The organism is Wenzhouxiangella sp. AB-CW3 (genome assembly GCF_014725735.1).
GTDB lineage: Bacteria > Pseudomonadota > Gammaproteobacteria > Xanthomonadales > Wenzhouxiangellaceae > Wenzhouxiangella.
On sequence record NZ_CP061368.1, the window covers coordinates 832,226 to 853,450 of the forward strand.

Annotated in this window: 15 protein-coding genes and 1 pseudogene; 9 read left to right on the top strand and 7 right to left on the bottom strand. The window is 58.6% G+C overall.

Annotated elements, in window-relative coordinates:
- Positions 1–263: 263 nt before the first annotated feature.
- Positions 264–3,689, bottom strand: a complete 3,426-nt coding sequence (locus IC757_RS03525; protein ID WP_190976013.1) for an Ig-like domain-containing protein — start codon at positions 3,687–3,689, stop codon at positions 264–266.
- Between the two features lie 440 nt (positions 3,690–4,129).
- Between IC757_RS03525 and IC757_RS03530 the strand changes: the two genes are divergently transcribed.
- Positions 4,130–5,299 (top strand): IS4 family transposase, encoded by a 1,170-nt coding sequence (locus IC757_RS03530; protein ID WP_190974041.1) that lies wholly within the window; start codon positions 4,130–4,132, stop codon positions 5,297–5,299.
- Here IC757_RS03530 and IC757_RS03535 read toward each other — a convergent pair.
- Together IC757_RS03535 and IC757_RS03540 are read right to left on the bottom strand one after the other, a co-directional pair.
- Complete coding sequence (locus tag IC757_RS03535; RefSeq protein ID WP_190976014.1) at positions 5,262–5,747, bottom strand: hypothetical protein; 486 nt, start codon at positions 5,745–5,747, stop codon at positions 5,262–5,264. The two genes, IC757_RS03530 and IC757_RS03535, sit on opposite strands and share 38 nt — an antisense overlap.
- Before the next feature lie 255 nt (positions 5,748–6,002).
- Positions 6,003–6,485 carry a DUF4168 domain-containing protein gene (locus tag IC757_RS03540; protein ID WP_190976015.1) on the bottom strand — a complete coding sequence of 161 codons (483 nt, stop codon included), beginning with the start codon at positions 6,483–6,485 and terminating at the stop codon, positions 6,003–6,005.
- A gap of 461 nt (positions 6,486–6,946) precedes the next feature.
- On the opposite strand from IC757_RS03540, the gene IC757_RS03545 reads away from it, so the two are divergent.
- The 4 genes from IC757_RS03545 to IC757_RS03560 all read left to right on the top strand — a co-directional run bounded on the left by IC757_RS03545 (position 6,947) and on the right by IC757_RS03560 (position 11,732).
- Positions 6,947–10,423: a class I SAM-dependent DNA methyltransferase gene (locus IC757_RS03545; RefSeq protein WP_190976016.1), complete on the top strand. Its 3,477-nt coding sequence runs from the start codon at positions 6,947–6,949 to the stop codon at positions 10,421–10,423.
- Positions 10,424–10,649: 226 nt separating this feature from the next.
- A complete protein-coding gene (locus IC757_RS03550) occupies positions 10,650–10,877 on the top strand; it encodes a type II toxin-antitoxin system RelE/ParE family toxin (protein ID WP_190976017.1) in 228 nt (75 codons plus the stop codon).
- On the top strand, positions 10,877–11,290 hold the full coding sequence (locus IC757_RS03555; protein ID WP_190976018.1) for a transcriptional regulator: 414 nt from the start codon (positions 10,877–10,879) through the stop codon (positions 11,288–11,290). Before IC757_RS03550 ends, IC757_RS03555 begins: the two co-directional genes overlap by 1 nt.
- Complete coding sequence (locus tag IC757_RS03560) at positions 11,268–11,732, top strand: protein-export chaperone SecB (protein WP_190976019.1); 465 nt, start codon at positions 11,268–11,270, stop codon at positions 11,730–11,732. Before IC757_RS03555 ends, IC757_RS03560 begins: the two co-directional genes overlap by 23 nt.
- A 165-nt stretch (positions 11,733–11,897) precedes the next feature.
- Here the strand turns inward: IC757_RS03560 and istB are convergent.
- The 4 genes and pseudogenes from istB to IC757_RS03580 form a co-directional block, all read right to left on the bottom strand.
- A pseudogene (gene istB / locus IC757_RS16965) lies at positions 11,898–12,637 on the bottom strand (IS21-like element helper ATPase IstB).
- Entirely contained in the window at positions 12,624–14,150 is a 1,527-nt protein-coding gene (gene istA / locus IC757_RS03570; protein ID WP_190974039.1) for an IS21 family transposase, read from the bottom strand. Before istA ends, istB begins: the two are co-directional and overlap by 14 nt.
- 201 nt (positions 14,151–14,351) lie before the next feature.
- Positions 14,352–15,374 carry a hypothetical protein gene (locus IC757_RS03575; RefSeq protein WP_190976020.1) on the bottom strand — a complete coding sequence of 341 codons (1,023 nt, stop codon included), beginning with the start codon at positions 15,372–15,374 and terminating at the stop codon, positions 14,352–14,354.
- A gap of 204 nt (positions 15,375–15,578) precedes the next feature.
- Entirely contained in the window at positions 15,579–15,917 is a 339-nt protein-coding gene (locus tag IC757_RS03580) for a helix-turn-helix domain-containing protein (protein ID WP_190976021.1), read from the bottom strand.
- A 631-nt stretch (positions 15,918–16,548) separates the two neighbouring features.
- On the opposite strand from IC757_RS03580, the gene IC757_RS03585 reads away from it, so the two are divergent.
- From IC757_RS03585 to IC757_RS03600, 4 genes are all read left to right on the top strand, one after another.
- Positions 16,549–18,021 (top strand): NAD(P)-binding protein, encoded by a 1,473-nt coding sequence (locus IC757_RS03585; RefSeq protein WP_190976022.1) that lies wholly within the window; start codon positions 16,549–16,551, stop codon positions 18,019–18,021.
- Between the two features lie 1,100 nt (positions 18,022–19,121).
- Entirely contained in the window at positions 19,122–19,847 is a 726-nt protein-coding gene (locus IC757_RS03590; RefSeq protein WP_223846238.1) for an RNA polymerase sigma factor, read from the top strand.
- Positions 19,844–20,323, top strand: a complete 480-nt coding sequence (locus tag IC757_RS03595; protein WP_190976023.1) for a hypothetical protein — start codon at positions 19,844–19,846, stop codon at positions 20,321–20,323. Before IC757_RS03590 ends, IC757_RS03595 begins: the two co-directional genes overlap by 4 nt.
- Before the next feature lie 2 nt (positions 20,324–20,325).
- Positions 20,326–21,222 carry a DUF4097 family beta strand repeat-containing protein gene (locus tag IC757_RS03600; RefSeq protein WP_190976024.1) on the top strand — a complete coding sequence of 299 codons (897 nt, stop codon included), beginning with the start codon at positions 20,326–20,328 and terminating at the stop codon, positions 21,220–21,222.
- Positions 21,223–21,225: the final 3 nt, after the last annotated feature.

Sequence of the window (21,225 nt, forward strand, 5' to 3'; positions counted from 1 at the left end):
ATCCCCGCCGTGCGAGGCCCCGGATAATCCCTTCGGGATTTCCGGGGCGACGAGTCAGTAGGCCGGGGTTGCACCCCCGGCGCACTAGCATCAGCCCACTCCACCGTCGTCCCGGAATCGCCAACGGCAATATCCGGGACCCCGCACCTATCCAATAGCACGGCCGCGCTATCCGCGCCGTGCGAGGCCCCGGATAGTCCCTTCGGGATTTCCGGGGCGACGAGAATGGGGTAGGCCGGCGCTGCGTCGCCGGCGTCGCCCTACTATGGGCGAACCACCCGGCTTCTGCGGTAGCCCATACCGACCACCAGCAACAGCATCGCCAGCAACACCAGCCCCAGCGGTCCGGCAACCGGCACCGGTAGCGGCTCCGGTCCGAAATCCACGGCGATGGTGAATTCGCCTTCCTGGTTCTCGTTGCCCGCTTCATCCTGTACCGCACCCTCGGCAATGAACACACTGATCTCGCCGTCGCCAGTGGCAGCCACCCGCACCGAGTACAGGCCTTCGTCCGCATCCACCTCGGCAAAATCGCTCAACGTCGCGTTGCTCGCCTCGAGCATGCTGTCGGAAAATCCGACAACCGGCTGGCTGAACGAGATGAACAAGGTAAAGAACTCATCGCTGAGCGGACCTTCGATCGGATCGTCATCGAATGCTCCGCCATCCTCGACAGCGTGGAAACTGATAGTCAGAGTCTCGCTGTTGAAGGTAATGGTGAGACCTTCCTCGCTCGCCTCGCTCGGATTGCCCGCCAGATCCTCGGCCACTTCGGCCGGAATGCTGACGACGATCTCGTAGCTCGTATCCGCGTCGGTATCATCAGGAACGATATCGACCGTAAATGCGCCGTCGCCGGCATCGACGAACGAGCCCTCATCCACCGATCCATTCTCCACATCGATATCGCCCGCACCAAACCCGGTCACCGGTTCGGAGAACTGGATCTCGATGGGGATGGACTCAAGATTGGTCGTCTCGACATCTGCAGAAAGTGTCACCGTGGGGGCAGTCACATCGTAGTCGATGCTGAACTGATCGGCGGCAGCGTTATCGTTGCCTGCCTCGTCCTGGGCGACGCCCTCGGGCACATCGATGGTCACCGGCCCTTCCTCTTCCGGGCTGACCGTGACGCTGTATTCGGTATCCCCGTCATTTCCGGAAAAGCTGGAAAGTTGGGCATTACCGACGACTATATCGCTCAGCTCGAAGCCGAATACTGGCTCATCAAACGTAAAGGTCACCTCAAAGTCATCCGCATTGGTCGCACTACCTTCATCGCTTGTGATGGCCACAGTCGGCGGGCTGATGTCGTAGGTGATCGTGAACTCATTGGAGGCTTCATTCAGGTTACCGGCCACGTCAGAGAGCACATTCTCGTTAAGCTGTATCGATATTTCTCCCTCTTCCTGCGGTTCGATAGTAAGCGCGAAATCAGGGTTTGAAACATCATCGATGTCGACGATATTCGCTCCCGTGATCGTAAAGTCTGAAACACCTATACTACTGACCAACTGGCCAAAAATATCCGTCACCGCCAGGGTGATCTCGAAATCGCCGGCATTGGTGGGATCGCTCTCACTGCTCGTCAACTGCGCGGTCGGACGCGTATCACCGAACTCGATGGTGAAGTTTTCGGTATCGGCCTCGTTCTCATTACCGGCCAGGTCGGTGAACACGCCAGCCGGCACGCCAATTTCCAGGGTGATCGATGCCGTGGTGACTTCATCGGGCAGCATGGAAACCGTAAAGGCGATATTGTCCGTAGTCGAATATTCTGTGGCCACACCATTGGTCACGGCCAGCAGGCTCTCGTCGAAGTCCGCGATCTCTTCACTGAAGGTAATCAAGACATCGAAAGGCGACTGATTGGTCGGGTCATTCACGCCACTGGCTCTCTCGATGGACACGACCGTCGGTGTGGTGCGGTCGACAGTGATCTGGAACTGACCTTCCTCATTATCATTGCCGGCCAGATCCTGTACCTCGCCCTCGGGAATGGTGATCGTGACTTCGCCGTCACCCACCGGTTCGATTCTTATGGAATACACTCCTCCGGAAAAGTCCACGGTCTGGAGATTATCAACGAGTGCATTGTCGGCAGTGATATTTGATTGACTGAAGTCTGCCAGTTGCTCACCAAAATCGATGAACAGCTTGAAGAAATCGTCATTGATGGGGCTTTCGAGTGGATCATCATTGATACTGCCGCCTTCTCCCACGGCGAGGAAAGCAATCTGGGGCTGACTGGTATTGAGCGTGACCTCGAGCGCGTTCGATGCTTCGTTGTCGTTTCCCGCGAGATCGGCGACCAGGTCGGCTGCCAGTTCAATGGTGAAGGTGTCGTCCGCATCAGGAACCAGATTGAAAGAGAACACTTCATCTTCGCTGTCGGCTTCGAACTCTTCAATGGAAAACCCGGTACCGTTGTCAGCGCTTATCGCACCCTCCGCCATTGATTCGGTAAAGCCCAGAACCGTTTCACCAAAATCGATTTCCACGGGAATCGGGCTGACATTGGTATTGGCCGATGCCGTGGTGGAGACCACCGGGGCGGGTGGCACCTGATCGAACACCAGCGCCAGGGTTTCGGCCGCTTCACTGGAATTGCCGGCATCGTCCTCGGCCGCTCCGGCGGCAATGTCCACGTCAATGGCCGAGGGCCCGGCACCGGGCGGCGGATCGACATTCACGGTATAGACCGAATCACCGTCGGTACCGGAAAAATTCGAGAAGGTGGCGTTATCGATTGCGATATCCGAGGCCTCGAAGCCGAATACCGGTTTGCTGAAGGTAATGGTGACCGGGATCGGGCTCTGATTGGTGTACCCGATGCCATCGAATTCATTGACGTCGGTGGCGGTGATCTCCACCTCGGGCGCGATGCTGTCGAAGGTGATGACCAGGTCCTCCTCGCTCGCCTCACTGGCGTTACCGGCCTCATCCTCGGCCACGCCTTCGGGAATACTGATCGTGATGTCATAGAGCTGGCCGGCGGTCGTATTGGCGGGAATGATATCGACCGCAAACGACCCGCCGCCTTGATCGGAAAACGACCCGGCATCCACCGAGCCGTTGTCCACGACGATATCGCTGGCCCCGAAACCCGAAACCGCCTGTGAGAACTCGACAGTGATCGGCACCACCGGCTCGCCGGTCACCTCCACACTTGAAATCAACGCTACCTGTGGAGGCGTCCGGTCGATGGTGTAGGTTTCGCCATCGGTGTAAGGGAGTGAAGTGATGGACGGACTGACCCCGGATGAATTACCCAGATCCAGCCTCACGGTTCCATCGCCGGAGCCCGTGTTCACGGTCACCTCGTACTGGTCTCCGCTACCGGATACCTCGGCAATCGAGGTTCCTGACAGACCAGTGGTGTCGAGTGAGAAGTTGGAGGCCGATAACCCGGTGACCGGCCCCGACAACACAACCTGGAAGACCACCTCGTCGGCATTGGTCGTGGATTGAGTTGGATCCAGCCTGTCAATCGTGACGACATCGACCAGGGTGGTGAATGGCTGCCCGGCCCCGTAACTGGTGTCTTCGGAATTGATGGCGTAGGCCCGCACGAAGTACGTCGTTCCCGGGCTCAACGTTGTCACATTCTGACTGAACGACCCCGTCCCCTCACCGATCTCGACCACATTATCGTCCGTCGTCGGATCGGGGCTGGTGCTATAAACCACACCCCGCTCGGTCACCTGAGCGCCCCCATCATCAGTGACATTGCCGCCCAGGGTGGCCGAGGTCGTGCCAATGCTGGTGGGGGCGGCTGTGGTAACGGTGGGAGGGTCGGCAGGTACCGAAACATCTCCACGGAAAGAATCAATATTGAAGGTGGCGAAATCGTTAGACTCTAACCGTACCTCATCAACCGCAACGTTGAAATCATAGACCCCGCTCTCACCATCGGAAATTGTGTTCTGCGGGCCGACCGGACTGTCACCCAAATACCCCTGGGCAATAATGTCTTGCTCTGCAGTGCACTAGTGTCCGGTTAAAAGTGCTCTGAATCCCGAAAATCGCATGTTTTACAGCACATTACAAGCGGAAAAAGGTGTCCCCGATTTGAACGCGGAGTTCGCGGTGTATAACCAAGCCGATACCGTGCCCTCCGGAGTGGCAAATGAACATCGGCAAGACGCTTTTTGCTCAGATTATGGATTTCCTTCCCTGGAAGACTTTCCACCGCACCGTCGACCGATACGACGGCAACCGGCGAGTGCGAACTCTGAGCTGCGCCGAACAGTTCCGCTGTATGGCCTTTGCCCAGCTGACCTACCGCGAGAGCCTGCGGGACATCGAAGCCTGTCTCCAGGTTCAGTCTGCAAAGCTTTACCACATGGGCTTTCGCCAGCCGATTCGTCGAGCAACTCTTGCCGATGCAAACGAGTCGCGAGATTGGAGAATTTACGGCGACTATGCCCAGCATCTGATTGCACAAGCGAGAAGCCTCTATGTCGACGAATCCATAAGCTCGGGTCTTCCCGATACGGTTTACGCACTCGACTCAACCACCATCGACCTATGTCTGTCGATGTTCCCATGGGCACCATTTCGCACGGCAAAAGCGGCAGTCAAACTTCATACCCTGCTGGATCTGCGCGGATCGATTCCCAGCTTCATTCATATCTCCGACGGCAAGCTGCACGACGTCAATGTTCTAGACTTGCTGATTCCGGAGGCAGGTTCGTTTTACGTGATGGATCGGGCCTACCTGGACTATGCTCGACTATTCAATCTGGCCCAGGCCGGCGCCTTCTTTGTAATCCGGGCCAAATCAAACCTGGACTTCCGGCGGGTCTATTCTGCTGCTACAGATCGGCAAGCTGGGCTGATCTGCGACCAAACTATTGCGCTCTGCGGCCAGCGTCCAAGCAAGTACTATCCTCAACACTTGAGACGCATTCGCTTCAAGGACCCGGAAACCGGAAAGACCCTGGTATTTCTCACCAATCAGTTCCAACTCCCGGCTCTTACGATCTGCGCGTTGTACAAAAGCCGGTGGCAGGTCGAGCTGTTCTTCAAGTGGATCAAGCAAAATCTCCGTATCAAGTGCTTCTTCGGCCGATCGGAGAACGCAGTCAAGACACAAATTTGGATTGCTGTGTCGACCTATGTGCTGATCGCCATCATCAAAAAGCGTTTGGACCTCGATATTTCGCTGCACGCAATGCTACAGATTATCTCCATAACTGTATTTGAAAAAACACAGTTGAAACAGGCGGTTACGATCGACCGAAGCGATCTGGATCAGATCAAAGACGGTAACCAATTGAATCTATTCGGCTTTTAAACCGGACACTAGTGTCTGCAGTGTTATCGTTCCTCAGAAAAATGCTTTCGAAGAAAAAGGCTTGCCCGTCTTCTCTTTTGATGACGATACGTTCTGTGGTGGTTGTGTCAAAGTCGCCTGACAGAGCATTCATGGATGGGGAGTTGCTTTCACCAAACTCCTCCTCCCAGATAAAGTCTCCACCGTCACCTTCTTCAGTGAAAATAAACTCAAACACAACACCTTCAAGCGTTCTCGTGAATGTTTCACATTGATTTCCAATGCCAGCGCAAGGCGGATCTGTTTCAAAGTCCTCGTAAAAAGCTTGAGCTATCGCCGAAGGGGGCGACAGGATCGCGAATAACAGAACAGGAATCAGGGCCTGAACAACCGACCCCGGACGACCCAGACTACGGGTTTGGCTAGTGTGCATTGGAGAGAATCCCCTATTTGGCTGACGATTTGTCATGCTGGTGAAAGCGCTCCGGAAATCCCGGGCCCCCTCTCCCCGGGAAGTTACCAGATCGAAACAATGGACTCAAGGCGACACTTCAGCCAGCGCTGACCCAGCGCACACCGCCAGCCCTTTTCTTGCGCTGCCGATCATCCAGCCTGGGCAGACTCGTGCACGAGCCAGCTCGGATTGTGCCACGAAAAAACCGGGGCCTCGCAGGGCCCCGGTCGTCCGGTTTGAGGCTATCGAGTAGCCCCGGATTCAGCTTTATTACTGAATCATGTCAGTCAACTGCTCTTGCAGCTCGGGATCATTCTGCACCGCCATCGCGATACGGTTGAACGATTCCACATCAAGACCGGCGTCTTCGACGGCATCGGTCATCTTCTCGTTTGCCTCAACCTGCAGCTCGTGGGCTTCCTCAGGGTCATCGACTCCCTGCAGACGGGCCGAGAAGTCCTGCTGAATGCTGGAGATTTCAGTCTGGGCTTCAGCGAACTGCTGCAGTTCCTGATCGGACACGTCAGTCTGCTCAGGTTCAGCCGGCGGCGGAGCTTCATCGTACTGTGCGTAAACGGCACCACCGATAGCCAGGGCAATGGAGAACGTCATCAGAGTAATCAGTTTGCGAAGGGTCATTTGCATAACTCCTGTTTTTGCTGCGAGTAAAAAATCTTGCGGAGATGAATAAGCAACTACCATGCCTTCATCGCAAGTTACTGATTTTCCGTAGTCGCATGCGATTTCACCCATGATTGTGCCAATCCGGGCGTGTCATATTGGCGCATGTGCCCCGCATTCTCGTGTCAAATCACACCATCATCGATATTGAATGGATCGACCGTCATCTCGACCCACTCACACCTGTCGTCCCGGAATTGCCAACGGCAATATCCGGGACCCCGCACATTGCCGATAGCACAGCCAATGCCAAAGCTACCCTGCGAGAACCCGGATCAGGCCCGGGATGACATCGGTCAGGTTGTCGTCCCGGAATTGCCAAAGGTAATATCCGGGATCCCGCACCTATCCAATAGCACGGCCCAGCTATCCCCACCGTGCGAGGCCCCGTATAATCCCTCCGCGATTTCCGGGGCGACGGGAGTGGAGTACCACCACGCCAGCCCGCCCCGATAGCCAATACCCCCATTTCCCCTCCACCCCCACTACTGCTACCCTTGACCCAGGCAACGAGGGGCCCGGCCGCACCACCCATGAACGACACCACCAACAACAACGAAACACCCATCGACCAATTCATCACCCGCTGGCAAAACACCGGCGGCAAGGAACGCGCCAACTACCAGCTCTTCCTGACCGAACTCTGCCAACTCCTCGACCTGCCCGGCCCGCAGCCGGCCAGCGACGACCCCGCCGAGGACGAATACGTCTTCGAACACCGCGTCGATATCCGCCATCCCGACGGCACCGAATCACGCGGCTACATCGACCTGTACAAGCGCGGCCACTTCGTGCTCGAAGCCAAGCGCGTGACCGAAGACCACGCCTCCAGCCGCTGGGACAAGGCCATGCTGCGCGCCGCCGCCCAGGCCGACACCTACATCCGCGCCCTGCCCGCAGGCGAAGGCCGGCCGCCGTTTCTGCTCACCTGCGATGTCGGCAAGACCATCGAGGTCTACTCCGAATTCTCGCGCTCCGGCGGCACCTACGTGCCCTTCCCCGACGCCCGCAGCCACCGCATCCATCTCGAAGACCTGCAAGACGAGTCCGTCCGCGAGCGTCTCCGGCACATCTGGACCGACCCCGACAGCCTCGATCCGTCCAAACGCGCCGCCCGCGTCACCCGCGAACTGTCCAGAACCCTGGCCACGCTCGCCCGCGCGCTGGAAAAGGACGGCTACCAGGTCGAACGCGTCGCCCACTTCATCAAGCGCTGCCTGTTCACCATGTTCTGCGAGGATGTCGGCCTGCTGCCCAGGGGCCAGTTCACCGCCCTGCTCGAGCGCCTGAAAAAATCCCCCGACAACTTCCCCCACGCCCTGCGCGACCTGTGGGAAACCATGAATACCGGCGGCTACAGCGGCGTGCTCAACGAACAGATCCTGCGCTTCAACGGCAGCCTGTTCACCGAGATCAACCCCATCCCGCTCAACGCCGAACAGATCCAGCTCCTCATCGACGCCGCCCGCCACGACTGGAGCGAAGTCGAACCGGCCATCTTCGGCACCCTGTTAGAGCGCGCGCTGGACCCCGAAGAACGCCACAAACTCGGCGCCCACTACACGCCGCGGGCCTACGTCGAACGACTGGTCATGCCCACCGTCATCGACCCATTGCGAGACGAATGGAAAGACGTCCAGGCCGCCGCCGCCGCCCTGGAAGCACAGGACAAACATAAAAAAGCCGTCGAGGAAATCCGCAACTTCCACCGCAAACTCTGCGACATCCGAATACTCGACCCGGCCTGCGGCAGCGGCAACTTCCTCTACGTGACCCTCGAACACATGAAACGCCTGGAAGGCGAAGTGCTCACCACCCTGGCCGACCTGGGCGAAGGCCAGAACCTGCTCGAAATGCAGGGCAACACCGTCGACCCCCACCAGTTCCTGGGGCTGGAAATCAACCCCCGCGCCGCCGCCATCGCCGAAATGGTCCTGTGGATCGGCTACCTGCAATGGCACTTCCGCACCCACGGCCACATCAACCCGCCCCAGCCCGTACTCAGAGCCTTCGAAAACATCGAATGCCGCGACGCCGTCCTCGCCTACGACCGCTGGGAATACAAGATGGACGAGGAAACCGGCCGCCCCGTCATGCGCTGGGACGGCAAGACCTACAAGAAAAGCCCCACCACCGGCGAGGATATCCCGGACGAGTCCGCGCAGGTGCCCGAGGAGGTTTACATCAATCCAAGAAAGGCCGAATGGCCCGAAACCGACTACGTCATCGGCAACCCGCCATTTATCGGCGCAGCCAGCATGCGCCGCGCCCTCGGCGACGGCTACGTCGACGCCCTCAGAAAGACCTGGAAAGAAGTCCCCGAATCATCCGATTTCGTCATCTACTGGTGGAACAAGGCCGCCGACCTGGCAAGAAACGGCAAGATCAAACAATTCGGCCTCATCACCACCAACAGCCTCCGCCAAACCTTCAATCGCCGCATCATCGAGCGGCATATGAACGAGAAGAAGCCGCTGTCGCTGGTGTTTGCCATTCCCGATCATCCGTGGGTGGATGGGGCGGATGGTGCGGCGGTCAGAATCGCGATGACGGTAGGTGCTGGTGGTGAGTATCCAGGCGTGCTCGGCACACTGAATAATGAAACCAAGACCGATGACGAGACACGGCTTTTCGAAATTCGATGGCGCGTTGGAAAACTTCATGCAAACTTGACCGCGGGTGCAGACCTTCCGTCAGCCATCGAGTTACAGGCAAACGGCGGGGTATCCTCAAGGGGTGTGCAATTGATTGGCCCAGGCTTCATCGTCGAACCGGATCAAGCCAGAAAGCTCGGACTTGGTGATATGGAAGGGGTTGAACGAATCATTCGTGAGTACAGAAATGGCCGCGACCTCACCAAGAATCCGAGGGGCGTCTTGGTCATTGACCTTTTCCACTACACGTCCGAAGAGGCCAGAAAAGCCTATCCAGCCATTTATCAGTGGGTTCAAGAAAAGGTAAAGCCCGAGCGTGATCAGAACAACCGAAAGGGCTACAGGGAAAAGTGGTGGATCTTTGGCGAACCGCGGCGGGAGTGGCGCAAAGCGTCTGAAGGCCTCAGTCGATATATTGCAACGGTCGAAACCAGCAAACACCGATTTTTCCAGTTTCTCGACGAGTCTATCCTCCCGGACAACATGCTGGTGTGCATCGCGACGGACCAAGTATCACATTTGGGCATTTTGTCATCACGCCTTCACATGGAATGGGCATTGCGCATGGGCGGCACCCTTGAAGATCGCCCGCGCTACAACAAAACGCGCTGCTTCGAAACCTTTCCCTTCCCGGCCCCAGACGAAGCCACCGCCAACCGCATCGCCACCCTGGCCGAACAACTCGACACCCACCGCAAGCGCCAGCAGGAACAACACCCCGGCCTCACCATGACCGGCATGTACAACGTCCTGGAAAAACTGCGCCGCGAAGAAGAATTGACGAAAAAGGAAAAGGAAATCCACGAACAAGGCCTGGTCTCCGTCCTTCGCGAACTCCACGACGACCTCGACCGCGCCGTCTTCCAGGCCTACGGCTGGGAAGACCTCGCCGACAAACTGGTAGGCCGTCCCGGTGCCACCACCCCCTGGCCCGAAAAACCCGAAGAGCAGCAAGAAGCCGAAGAAGAACTCCTCCAACGCCTCGTCGACCTCAACCACCAACGCGCCGCCGAAGAAGCCCAGGGCAAAATCCGCTGGCTGAGACCCGACTACCAGGCCCCCGAAGAAACCGCCACCCAGGCCGAACTCGCTACAGAACAGCCCAAAACTGCCGCGAAGCGGCATCCCGGACCCGATCCGGGACCCAAATCAAAATTGCCCTGGCCAAAGTCCCTGCAAGCCCAAATCCGCGCCGTCCGCGACCAATTGGCCGCGGCTCCGATGGACCCCCAATCCCTGGCCAGCCACTACAAGCGCAAACCGGAAAAGTCCGTCACCCAGGTCCTGGAAGCCCTGACCGAACTCGGGATGGTCAGACAGAGCGAAGACGGCGCCTTCAGGCTTCGCGAGAATTAATATGCGTCCACTTGATTTGACAAAACTTAACCTATAGGTTAAACATGCGGGTCCGGTCACTCAGTCAGCGCACCTGGACATTGATCGAGAAAGTCGACGCCGATGGCACCGGTCTGGTTTCCGGGTTCCTGATGAGCCTGGGCGCCAACAAACAGCGAGAGGCTGCTCGCATGACCGCACTGTTCGACCGGGTCGCCCGAAACGGCCCTCGCCAGGGCACGGCAAAATGCACAAGATCCAGGATGATATATGGGAACTGATTCAGGGATCGCTGAGAATTCTCTTCGCGCATGACGGGAATCGCTTGATTCTGTGTACCAGCGGCTTTGTGAAGAAAAGCCAGAAGACGCCGAAAAAAGAGATCAAACGCGCAGAGCGAATCCTCGCCGAGTTCCGAGAGGCTCGTGCCAGCAAGCAGCTCGAATGGGTCAAGGACAACCACAAGGACGGGTAATGAGCCAGAAGCAATCCAATGTTCTCGACAAATTCCGCGAAACGCTCGACTACGAGCTCGCCAACGTGGAAATGGACTTCACCGATTCGCTTGAAGCGCTCATGCAGCGCCGTGGCGTCAACAAGAGCGAACTGGCGCGGCGGATCGACACCAGCCCCGCCTACATCACCAAGATCCTCCGTGGCAGCAGCAATTTCACGCTGGAAACCATGGTCAAACTCGTGCGCGCCCTGGATGGCGAACTGCACCTGCGCGCCTGCGCAAAAGAGGACGACGCCCGCTGGTTCCACGCCATCAAATCGCGCCCGGCTCCCGCCAGCCCGGAAAACCTTCGACGCAACATCACCCATCGCACACAGTACCGCATATCCGGCACTTCGGAAAAAGACAATGAACTCGCCGCTACAGCTTGAGCACTACTTCTTCGAACGCATGCACTGCGTTGCCAATGCCGACATCTCGGCAGAAGAGATACAAGACTGGCACCGCGCCGATGACAGTCGATTCGGCTTGCGTGTAGAGCTCGGAACAAACCCCGACTCCGAGCATGAGTGGCAGGTCGCCGTCGATTTCTACACCAGCGCCGAATACGACAAGAAGTCACCCTACGAACTGCACTTCAAAGTAATCGGCTTCTTTCAGGTCGATGAAGCATTCGAACACGACAACCTGGAACGCCTGATCCGCGTCAACGGCTCCTCCGTCCTCTACTCCGCCATGCGCGAACTCGTCGCCCTGTTCACCTCCCGCGCCCCATGGGGCCCGGTGCAACTTCCCACCGTGAATTTCCGCCTGCTGTCCCCCGAAGACCTGGTTGGAACTCATGCCGTCGCCGAAAGGAAAGCAGATGACTGAACCGCGCCAGGCCGGCAACCCGTCGCAGACTCCCAACATGCTGTCTCGGAGTAAAAGCATGTACCGCTACGAAATCATCATTTTCTGGAGCAACGAAGACGAAGTGTCAATGGCCATCTATTTTGACCCACTTTTGGCCATTTATTTTGACCCACCGTGTGTCGTCTAGCTCGTGGTTTTCTGTTTCAAGCGATAGCTCTCTCCTCCCAGCATGAAGATGTGTGAGTGGTGGATGACGCGGTCAATGATCGGTACCGCCACGGCGTCATCGTGGAAGAAGGCTCCCCAGTTGCTGAAGTCCTTGTTGGTGGTCAGGATGATTGAGCGGTACTCATACAGGCTATTGATCAGCTGGAACAGGTTGTAGCGGGCTTGCCGGGTCATGGGCAGGTAGCCCAGCTCATCGATCACCAGCACATCGTACTTACCCAACTGTCTCAGCCGTTTTTTCAGTTCACCTTTCATCTCGGCCAGCTCCAGGTCTTCGACCAGCGCCAGTGCCGTGCGGAACAGCACCTTGTAGCCGGCTTCAATGGCCTTCAGAGCAATGCCGATGGCCAAGTGCGTTTTGCCCACCCGGGCGGACCGATGAACACCAGGTTTTGGCGCTCATCGATGAAGCCGAAGTCCAGCAGGGCGCTGACCTGACGCTTGGTGATGGTGGTCTGGTGGCGGTAGTCGAACGCTTCTAGCGGCTTGTGCGCCGGCAGCTGTGCCTGTTTCAGGTGCCGGTCGATGCGGCGGCGGGTGCGCTCGGCCAGCTCGTGCTCGGCGATCTGCCGGGCAAGCTCCAGATAGGACAGCTCGTTGGCTTCGGCTTGGGCCAGCAGCTCACCCAGGTGCCCGGCGGTGGCGCTCAGGCGCAGGCTGCGGTACTGGGACTGGGTCTGTTCAAGCCGACTCATGGGTCACCTCCTGGCCACTGGAGCGGCCAACCTGAGCATAGGCTTGCAGGGCCGAGACAGGCATTCGGTCCTCATGATCAGGCGTTGTGTTGGTATCGGGGGCTCGCCCGCGGTCTCGAGCTTGCTGCCACGCCTCCAGGTAGCGTTGCACGGTGCTGGCGGTCAACCGGGGCTGCTGAGTCAGTGTCTGCAGCAGTTCGGCGTCGACGGGTCCATGCCGGTTGAGCAGATCACGCAGGCCTGCCAGTTGGTCCTTGTAGATCCTCGGCGAGGTCACCTTGAGCAGGTGGCACAGCGTCTCGCCCTGACCGTCGGGCAGCTGTTGGCAGATGGCCGCTTCCAGATCCGCGATGCGCTGGGCCGGATCCCGGTAGTGGTGGTTGTTCTTGATCGTGCGGCCTTTCTCCAGACACAGCACGTGCTCAGCAATGTGCTCGCCGCTCTCCAGGTCATGGATATGCAGGTGCCCCTCCTGTTCAGAGACACCCACCTGGGCCCGCTGCCAGCGCAGGGGCACTGAGTACTTGTTGGCTTTCCACGAGATCAGCCCGGTTTTGTCGGCCCGGCGGGTCTCGTGGTCAGGGCGAGCCTGAAGCAGGCTTTGCGCCACAATGTAGGGACGCAGGTGTGCGCGCTCGTCGGCCTCGAAGTGGGCCCGCGGCTGGCGACCGGTGGCGCCGTGCTTGCGAACATTGGCCACGGCCTCCAACCAGCCTTGCAGGTGCTGGCACAGCGCCGTCTCGCTCTCGAAGCACTCCCCGTAAAGGGCGTCCTGCTTGACGTACTTGACCCCGGCCTCCACCTTGCCCTTGCTCTCGGGATCATAGCCCTCGCAGGCATGGATCCGGTAACCGGCAGTCGTGGCGTACTGGTGAAAGCGTTGATTGAGCGTCAGCTCTCGGTACCGCTCGTGGATCACCACGAGCTTGGTCTGATCGTATACACACTCCTCAGGCACACCACCAAAGTAGCGGAAGGCTTCGTCGTGAAGCTGGATGAACGCCTCGGTGTCCAGAGGCTGGAATCGCACCCCCACGTACATCAGCCGTGAACAGGCCAGAACGAAGACCACGAAGTAGACCACCCGCTCCACCCCTGCGATCATCACTCCGCGCAGCTCGCCGGGGTCAACCTGGCACTGAACGCCGGGTACGGCGTCAACCACCGGCTCGTAATAACGAGTCTGGCCGTTGGCGATTTGCTCCTTGAGCGCTCGCACGTAGCGGCGCAGGCTACGCTCAGAGGCTGGCAACTCGCCCACTTTCTCACGAAGTCGCCGAGCCAGCTTGATGGCGCTCAGCCGGGGATACGTCTTGAGCTGATGGATGAGGAAATCTCGATACTCGTCCAGACGCTTGCTACGCGAGGGATCCTCCTGGGCCTGGCTGATCGCCATCTCGTTCAGTCTCAGGTACTTGCGAACCGTGTTACGGGCAATGCCCAGTTCCCGGCTGATCGCCCGGACCGATAGGCCCCGCCCCTGATCGTGTAATGCTTTGATTTTGTGAATCACAACCCACTCCTTCAATGATCTGTCCCGGCTTATTTGTCTGGCACGGGACGCTACAGTGTTTTGTGGCCAAAGCCACCCGGGGTGGGTCAAAATTGTTGGCCAATAGTGGGTCAGTTTAGTTGGCCATTAACAGTCGGCCGCAACGAAAATGGTTGCTCCGAATGGGAATCTCCCGAATTCAGATCCGTGAGCTGGAATGACCTAATAGGCAGTCTCGGTTGTCTCGTCCCCACAAAACCATGGATGCTCGGTGGTCAGGCGCCAACCGGGTTGCGGGTCAACCTCGTCCAAGTCTTCCTCGACCGTTTGCGTGACAACCGCATGAGCGGTATCTTCTGATAGTTCAGAAACTGTCAGCCAATGAGATATGTATTCGGGTGAATAGACGTAAAACCGCATGCCGGGGAACAGTCCATTCTGCTGGCCTACGTCCAGATCAACTGTCACTTCCTTAATATTCCATCCCAGGCTGTTTGTCCATTCTTTAACTGAAACCACGTCTGTGATGGTGGCGTCAATCGGATCCTCTAGCAAGTATGCTGCGAATTCTTCCGGGAGAATTGGGTACCCGGAAGCTTTGAGCTCGTGATCTCCTCTTCGAAGCAAATGTCCGCCACGAGAACCTTGCCGTGTTTCGAGGCAGGCATTGACGTCATTTGCGAATTCACCCATCTCGTCGGGTGGAACCAGATACCTTCGGTCGCCCCATTCAATGGGAATCAGCGCTTCCGCCAAGCCCTGGAACCCCTCCCTCTCATTGGGGTGCTTGAAATCAAGGTGGATAGTTTTTCCGTCAAATCCAATCGTTCCATGGTTGATGTCGTAGAGGCCCAGGCAGCCGTGCCACTCAAAAACAAACCCGGACTCAGGTGCGAGCCACAGATAAATGTTGACTGCCGTGCCATCGCCTGCGTAATACTCTCCGGCCCACGGATGATCAGCCAGTTGCTCGATCTCGCGTTTGATCTTCTTGCGCCTTTCCGCGACGTGCTGGGCGGTCTCTTCTGAAAACTTCTCCGAGTCTGGATCGCCGGCATGGGCGCTGGCTTCGATCATCAATAGGGTGGAAAACACGAGCGTGATGCCAACGGCAATAGACCAGAACGCCATTCCCTTCCGTTGAGCGGGGCTGACCGCCAGTTGCTTCTGCCGCGCAGTCCTCATGGGAATCAGGCACGCCCACTCGCCCGAATCGATTCGCTTGAGAATGGATAATTTCGCCATGCTGCCTCCCTTTCCGCCCCGTCCCCAGGGCATGCTCATACGCCAGGTGGCCCCTTTTGTAACGCGTGGGGGTGGGGGAATGCAAATTCGGGAAAGCGTTCAGGTTTCAGGTTTCAGGTTTCAGGTTTCAGGGGGATTGTCGTTTTGTCATCTCCTTGACTGCCGGCTCAACCCCGATCTACGGTGGCTTCAGTGGTTTGTTGATCAGGCCGCTTCTTCGTCGTTGGTTCTTGGCTCATGCAGGGACTTGAGCCGGATTTTCTTATGGCCCGGAAATTCCACGTTCAGCTCGAGGCGACCACCCAGAGCCTGAACATAGTCATCCAGAGTGCTGAGCAACATGTCCGTCCTGCGCTCCAGGCGTGAGACGGTGTCCTGGCCAACGTTGAGCCGCTCGGCCAACGCTGTTTGGGTCATGTCGAGCGCCTTGCGAAGTTCGCGCAAGGTCAGTTCCTGATCGATCAGCTCAGCGGCACGGAACTCAATACGCTTGCGTCGATCGGCAGGCAATGAATTCAACTTGTCGGTCAATGTACGTGCCATGGTCATTTCTCTCTGTTCAGGTGCTTGTCAAATCGATCTTTCGCTCTTGCCAGAATTTCGTCCTGAACGATCTTGGGCAACTCGTCGAACTCAGGATCGAATTCGTCGGCAAACCTGACTTCCCACTGCATGGCGCAATTATGCACCCTAAGGCATATGGTGTCAAGACCATACTCACCTCTTGGTTTCCCTAATACGGTGCTGAAGACGCTTCGTTGATCGACTATGCCAGGCCGACTTCGCAATAGCGTGTCGAACACATCTGAGACGGATAGTGAACACCGGGGGTGCAGACCTGGTGAGCGGTGGCTTTACTGGAGCAATGAGAATCAGGAGCGGTTTTCGGGTTCCATGGGATTGTCGTTTGGTCGTTTTGTCGTTCTGTCCTTTGGTCGTTTTGTCATCTCCTGGGCTTCCGGCTCGGACCTCAGACCTCGGATCTCGGACTTCGGGCCTGCAGAAACCAGGACATTCGGGTTTCTGATTGCCGACTCAGCGCAATGGCGGGTGATGACTTGGGTTTGCGTGTTACTTTGCGAGTGCAGATGTCTTCTGATTCGGCGAGCGGGCTCGGCTTGTGCAGGCTGCGCGATCCTTATTGAAGCCTTGAATTCAAGACAAGGGAAACGCAATGACAGATCGATATGACGCTTGCATTGTCGGCGCGGGAATCTCGGGGCTGAATGCCCTGTTCGTCGCCAGCCAGTATCTCTCCCGCGACCAGCGGGTGATCCTGGTTGACCGCCGTTCTCGCGCGGGCGGCATGTGGATGGACACTTACGATTATGTCCGCCTCCATCAGCCGCATTCATTGTTTACCGCCGGCAACATCGAGTGGACCTTGGGCAAGAAACCTGATTACCTCGCAACCAGGGAGGAGGTGCTGGAGCATTTGCACCACTGCCTTGAAGTGATCAAACGTCGCATCCGGGTGACCGAGCTGTTCGGATACGAGTTCGAGAATTCCGAGGAGTTGGCCGGGAAAGTCCGTATCACCTGCCGCTCCAGTGAAGGTCGCACAATGGAACTTGAGGCCGACCGGCTGATCAAGGCATACGGGCAGGGAATTGAAACGAACCCACCACTGAAGCTGTCGAGCACCCGCGCCCGCTCGGTCTCACCGGATGGCTTCGACGTGCGGGGGACGGAGATGCGGGCCAGCGATGAGCCTGTGTGGATCGTCGGCGCTGGGAAGACCGGCATGGATACGGCCCACGCGCTGATTTCCGATCAGCCCGGCAGGGAGGTCAATCTGATTGCCGGGCCGGGCACGCTTTTCGCCAGCCGTGATCGCTTCTTTCCGGGCGGGGTGCGCCGGTGGCGCCAGGGCAAGCCCATCAGCTTGCTGTCCATGGAGATGGCTCGCCGCTTCGACGGCACCAACGAGGCCGATGTCATGAGCTGGTTCGGCGACAACTACGGAGTGCGCCTGACACCGCAGACCGGCAACTTCCTGTTCGCGTTTCTCTCCGAGGCCGAGAATGACACCATTGCGAAGGGACTCAACGAGGTCGTCATGGACTATTTCGACGACGTTGTCGATCGCGATGGTGGTGCCGAGCTGGTCCTTCGGTCCGGGGCCACGATGCCGGTCGAGCCCGGTAGCTGGGTGGTCAACTGCACCGGGTCGCTGATGCGCGGCGAGCATTCATACGAGCCCTACGCGTCGGCCAGCGGCAGGGTGCTGTCGATTCAGAACCGCTCGGCCACGATCCCCTTCCCCGCGGGCGGGGCCGCCGCGTACTTCCTCACCCACCTGATGTTTCTCGACAAGCTGACCCAGGTGCCCCTCTACGCGATGGACGTCGAGGAGCTGCGCCGCAAGGCACCCCAATACGTGATGGCCGTCGGACTGACTCCGCTTCAGCTCTACAACCTCAGTCTGATGGCAGAGGCGATCCCGGCAGGGCAGTTCAGAAAGATCGTCTCCCGGAACGGCCTGGACTTCAATCGCTGGTATCCGCTTCCGCGACGCTTGCGGGCATCGATCGGCTTCATGCTGACCCACAAGCGCGAGCGCGAACATTACAGGCGCACGCTCGACAAGGTCGCGGAACGCTTTGGCGTCCGTTGTGGGCCGGTGGTCGGTGCTGGCCAGGCGTGATTGGAGCGTTGGGAAGAGTACGTTGGGGTTGGTCGGGGCGGCGACAGACGGAAGGATAAAGGGTTCAGGGTTCAGGGTTCAGGGTTCAGGGTTCAGGGTTCAGGGTTCAGGGTTCAGGGTTCAGGGTTCAGGGTTCTGGTTTCCGGATGTCTGAGGTCTGTGCCGCTTTGCGTCAGTGCGGCTGTGCGGCTGTGCGCCAGTAGGCCATGCAGTTCCCTAGCGTGCGGGGTCCCGGCTCTCCGCTTCGCTACGGCCGGGACGACAGCGCCGAGGTTTCCCGAATTCTCACGGATGCACCGACGTATAGACGTACAGACTTCCGACCTCCGACTTCGGGATTTTTGGAATAGGCATAATAGTGAGCACTGCCCGTTCGAGCACCGTGCAAGATGAAGGCTACTTCACAGGAATCCGGTACAGGTGCTCCCGAATCAGTCCGGCCTCATCGCCTGCCCACCATCCTCCTTGCCATCTCAGGCATCAGTCTGCTGGTGGGTCTGGCGATTCCAGTCGCTATCCTCCTGGATGGCCAGCCCTCGATCATGACTTACGGATTGGTTCTGTTCAGTTTTCCTGCATGGCTGGTGGGCGCCTTGTTGGCTGGGGTTTCGGGCTGGTGGCTGAAGTCCGGGGCGTCGGGTGCCGTTGTTTGGCAGCGGGTTGCATGGGCGCTGGCAGGTCTGAACTTGCTGAGCATTGTGGCTTGCCTGGCATGGGCGCCGGCAGCGATCAGTTGATAAAAGCCGGAACATGCATTCTTCGACCCACCTCGAAAGCCCCGCATCAGCTGACGAAGGCGGCTCGCCAACGTGTACCTTCCTTTCCTCAGCGTGAATTTCGCTGCTACACCTAGAGCGCAAGCTTACGTGTGGGGGTGGCCGAGACCTCGTCCGTCGGCGATGTAACGCCGACCTACCCGGTGGCTCCGTTCTCCGTCTTCCGTCTTCCGTCTTCCGTCTTCTGACTACCGACTACCCGGAATCCAGGGCAGACATTGTTTGAAAGGCCCTCGCCCGGAGCTGTTCGCCGAAGCGCTCTGCCGCGCATCCGCTCCTTACGCCGTTCCAACCATTTCGTGATCCTTCGCATCTATTCAGGGCATGGAACGCTCATTTCGCCAAACCTGCCTGTTCAGCCTGAGCCTGGTGCTGGTCCCCTTCTGGTGGGGCGGTGTGCCGCCGGAGCGTATCCCCGGGATGCTTTGGGGTGCTGTCTGTGAGCGACAGCTACCAGTACTTCCGGCATCTTCCAACCTTCTGCGAATTGGGCGCATCATTGAGAGCATGCACGCGCAAACCGATCAGCAGCCCACGCATGCGGAGCCGGACACCGATCTCGTCCTGGCCGCGCGCAATGGCGACCGAAGTGCCTTCGCTGGCCTTTACCGGCGCCATGCCGGCTGGATGCGGCCCCTGTTGTGGCGACTTGCCGGTGGCGATGGCGGCCTGGCCGAGGATCTGCTGCAGGACAGCTTCGTGCAGGCCTGGCAGAAGCTGGACCAGGTGCGCGAGCCCGAACGCTTCGGCGGTTGGCTCAAGCAATTGGCGGTCAATGTCGCGCTGGCCGATCGCCGGCGGCTTAAAGTGTCGGGTACGGATGATGCCCTGCCGCACCTGACCGACATCGAACCGCCGTGGCCGGCTACCGATCTTGATCTGGAGCGTGCCATCGCCAAACTGCCGATGCGGGCCCGCGACGTGCTGGTGCTGTTTTGCCTGGAAGGTTTCAGTCACCAGGAAATCGCCGAAAGCCTGAAGGTCGAAATTGGCACCTCCAAGGCCCAATTGCACCGTGCGCGCCAATTGCTCAAGGAAACGCTGTCATGACGCTTGACGACCGAACACTCGATGACAGACTCGCCGCCCTGCCGCGACAGGCGGATCCGGATGGGAGCACCTGGCAGGCGATCGAATCCCGTATCGCCCCAAAGCAGCAACAGTGGTTCGGCCGCATTGCCGGCGGCCTGGCCGTTGCCGCCTCCCTGGCGGTCGTACTGCTGGTCACCATGCCACAGGATTCAACGCCGACCCGTATCAGTGAATGGGTCATCTCGTCGGAGATCGAGGCCATGCGGCATCAGGTCAGTTGGGCCGATGTGCCGCAGCCGGATGTCATCAACGCGGGTCTTACAACGGCCTGGAGCGAGAACGAGCAAGCCATTGCCGAACTGGAACAGGCCCTGGCCCGGAACCCCGACAATCTGATGCTGATGGAATTCCTGGCGCAGGCCCGCCTGCGGCAGAGCGAACTGATTCACCAAGCCACGTCTTCGACGGACGCGGCGCAGACCTGGAGTCTTTGATTATGTACAAGCAGTCCGTATTCGCCCTGATTCTCTGCTTCCTGGCATCCGCGGCCCTTGCTTCGGAGACCGTCGATGAACAGCGTCCAATGAGTCCCGACGGACGCATCCAGTTCAGTGCCGTTACCGGCGAGTACCGGATCACGGGTAGCGACGATGACCGGCTCACCATTACCGGAACGCTTGGCGCGGATGTGCGCGAACTCAGCATCGACGGTGATGAATCTTCCTGGAACGTCAAACTCCATCCGGTCCGGGGTGGGGGCCGCATGTCGCGCGGCGCCAGCAGCTCGAACCTGACCATCGCCGTGCCGCATGGTGTGGAAGTCGAAGCCAGCACGGTCAGTGGCGATATCGAAGCCGAGAATCTCGCGGGCCGCCGGGTCAATCTTCAGTCGGTCAGCGGCTCGATACGGTTGAACGGCGTTGTGCCGGAACAACTTGAAGTGCAGACCGTCAGCGGCCAACAGCGCATGGATGCCGCTGGATTACGCGGCAATCGCCTGCGCTCGGTCAGCGGCAATATCGAGGCCGGCAACCTGGCCGGGCGGATCGACGTCAACAGCGTTTCGGGCGGCATCAGGCTCGACGGGGCCGATGTGGAAGAACTCAATATCGAAACCGTATCGAGCCGCGCCACCATCAATCTGAAGCCAGCGGCCAACGCCCGCTATCGCATCACCAGCCACAGCGGCAACATCGATCTGATACTGCCCGCAGATACGCCGCTGGACCTGCGCGCCAACACTTTCTCCGGACGCATCAGTAGCGATTTCGGCGGCGAAGTCCGGAGCGGTCGCGGCCCGGGCGAACGGCTCGATCACCGTACCGGCGACGGCAGTGTTCAGGTGGAATCGAAAAGTTTCAGCGGCAGCATCGAAGTCCGCAAGCAAGACTGACCG

Coding starts and splice junctions, on each gene's coding strand:
- IC757_RS03540 (WP_190976015.1), bottom strand. CDS start 6,485: ATGGGTGAAATCGCATGCGACTACGGAAAATCAGTAACTTGCGATGAA.
- IC757_RS03530 (WP_190974041.1), top strand. CDS start 4,130: ATGAACATCGGCAAGACGCTTTTTGCTCAGATTATGGATTTCCTTCCC.
- IC757_RS03560 (WP_190976019.1), top strand. CDS start 11,268: ATGAACTCGCCGCTACAGCTTGAGCACTACTTCTTCGAACGCATGCAC.
- IC757_RS03545 (WP_190976016.1), top strand. CDS start 6,947: ATGAACGACACCACCAACAACAACGAAACACCCATCGACCAATTCATC.
- IC757_RS03580 (WP_190976021.1), bottom strand. CDS start 15,917: ATGGCACGTACATTGACCGACAAGTTGAATTCATTGCCTGCCGATCGA.
- IC757_RS03550 (WP_190976017.1), top strand. CDS start 10,650: ATGCACAAGATCCAGGATGATATATGGGAACTGATTCAGGGATCGCTG.
- IC757_RS03595 (WP_190976023.1), top strand. CDS start 19,844: ATGACGCTTGACGACCGAACACTCGATGACAGACTCGCCGCCCTGCCG.
- IC757_RS03590 (WP_223846238.1), top strand. CDS start 19,122: ATGGAACGCTCATTTCGCCAAACCTGCCTGTTCAGCCTGAGCCTGGTG.
- IC757_RS03585 (WP_190976022.1), top strand. CDS start 16,549: ATGACAGATCGATATGACGCTTGCATTGTCGGCGCGGGAATCTCGGGG.
- IC757_RS03575 (WP_190976020.1), bottom strand. CDS start 15,374: ATGGCGAAATTATCCATTCTCAAGCGAATCGATTCGGGCGAGTGGGCG.
- IC757_RS03535 (WP_190976014.1), bottom strand. CDS start 5,747: ATGACAAATCGTCAGCCAAATAGGGGATTCTCTCCAATGCACACTAGC.
- IC757_RS03600 (WP_190976024.1), top strand. CDS start 20,326: ATGTACAAGCAGTCCGTATTCGCCCTGATTCTCTGCTTCCTGGCATCC.
- IC757_RS03555 (WP_190976018.1), top strand. CDS start 10,877: ATGAGCCAGAAGCAATCCAATGTTCTCGACAAATTCCGCGAAACGCTC.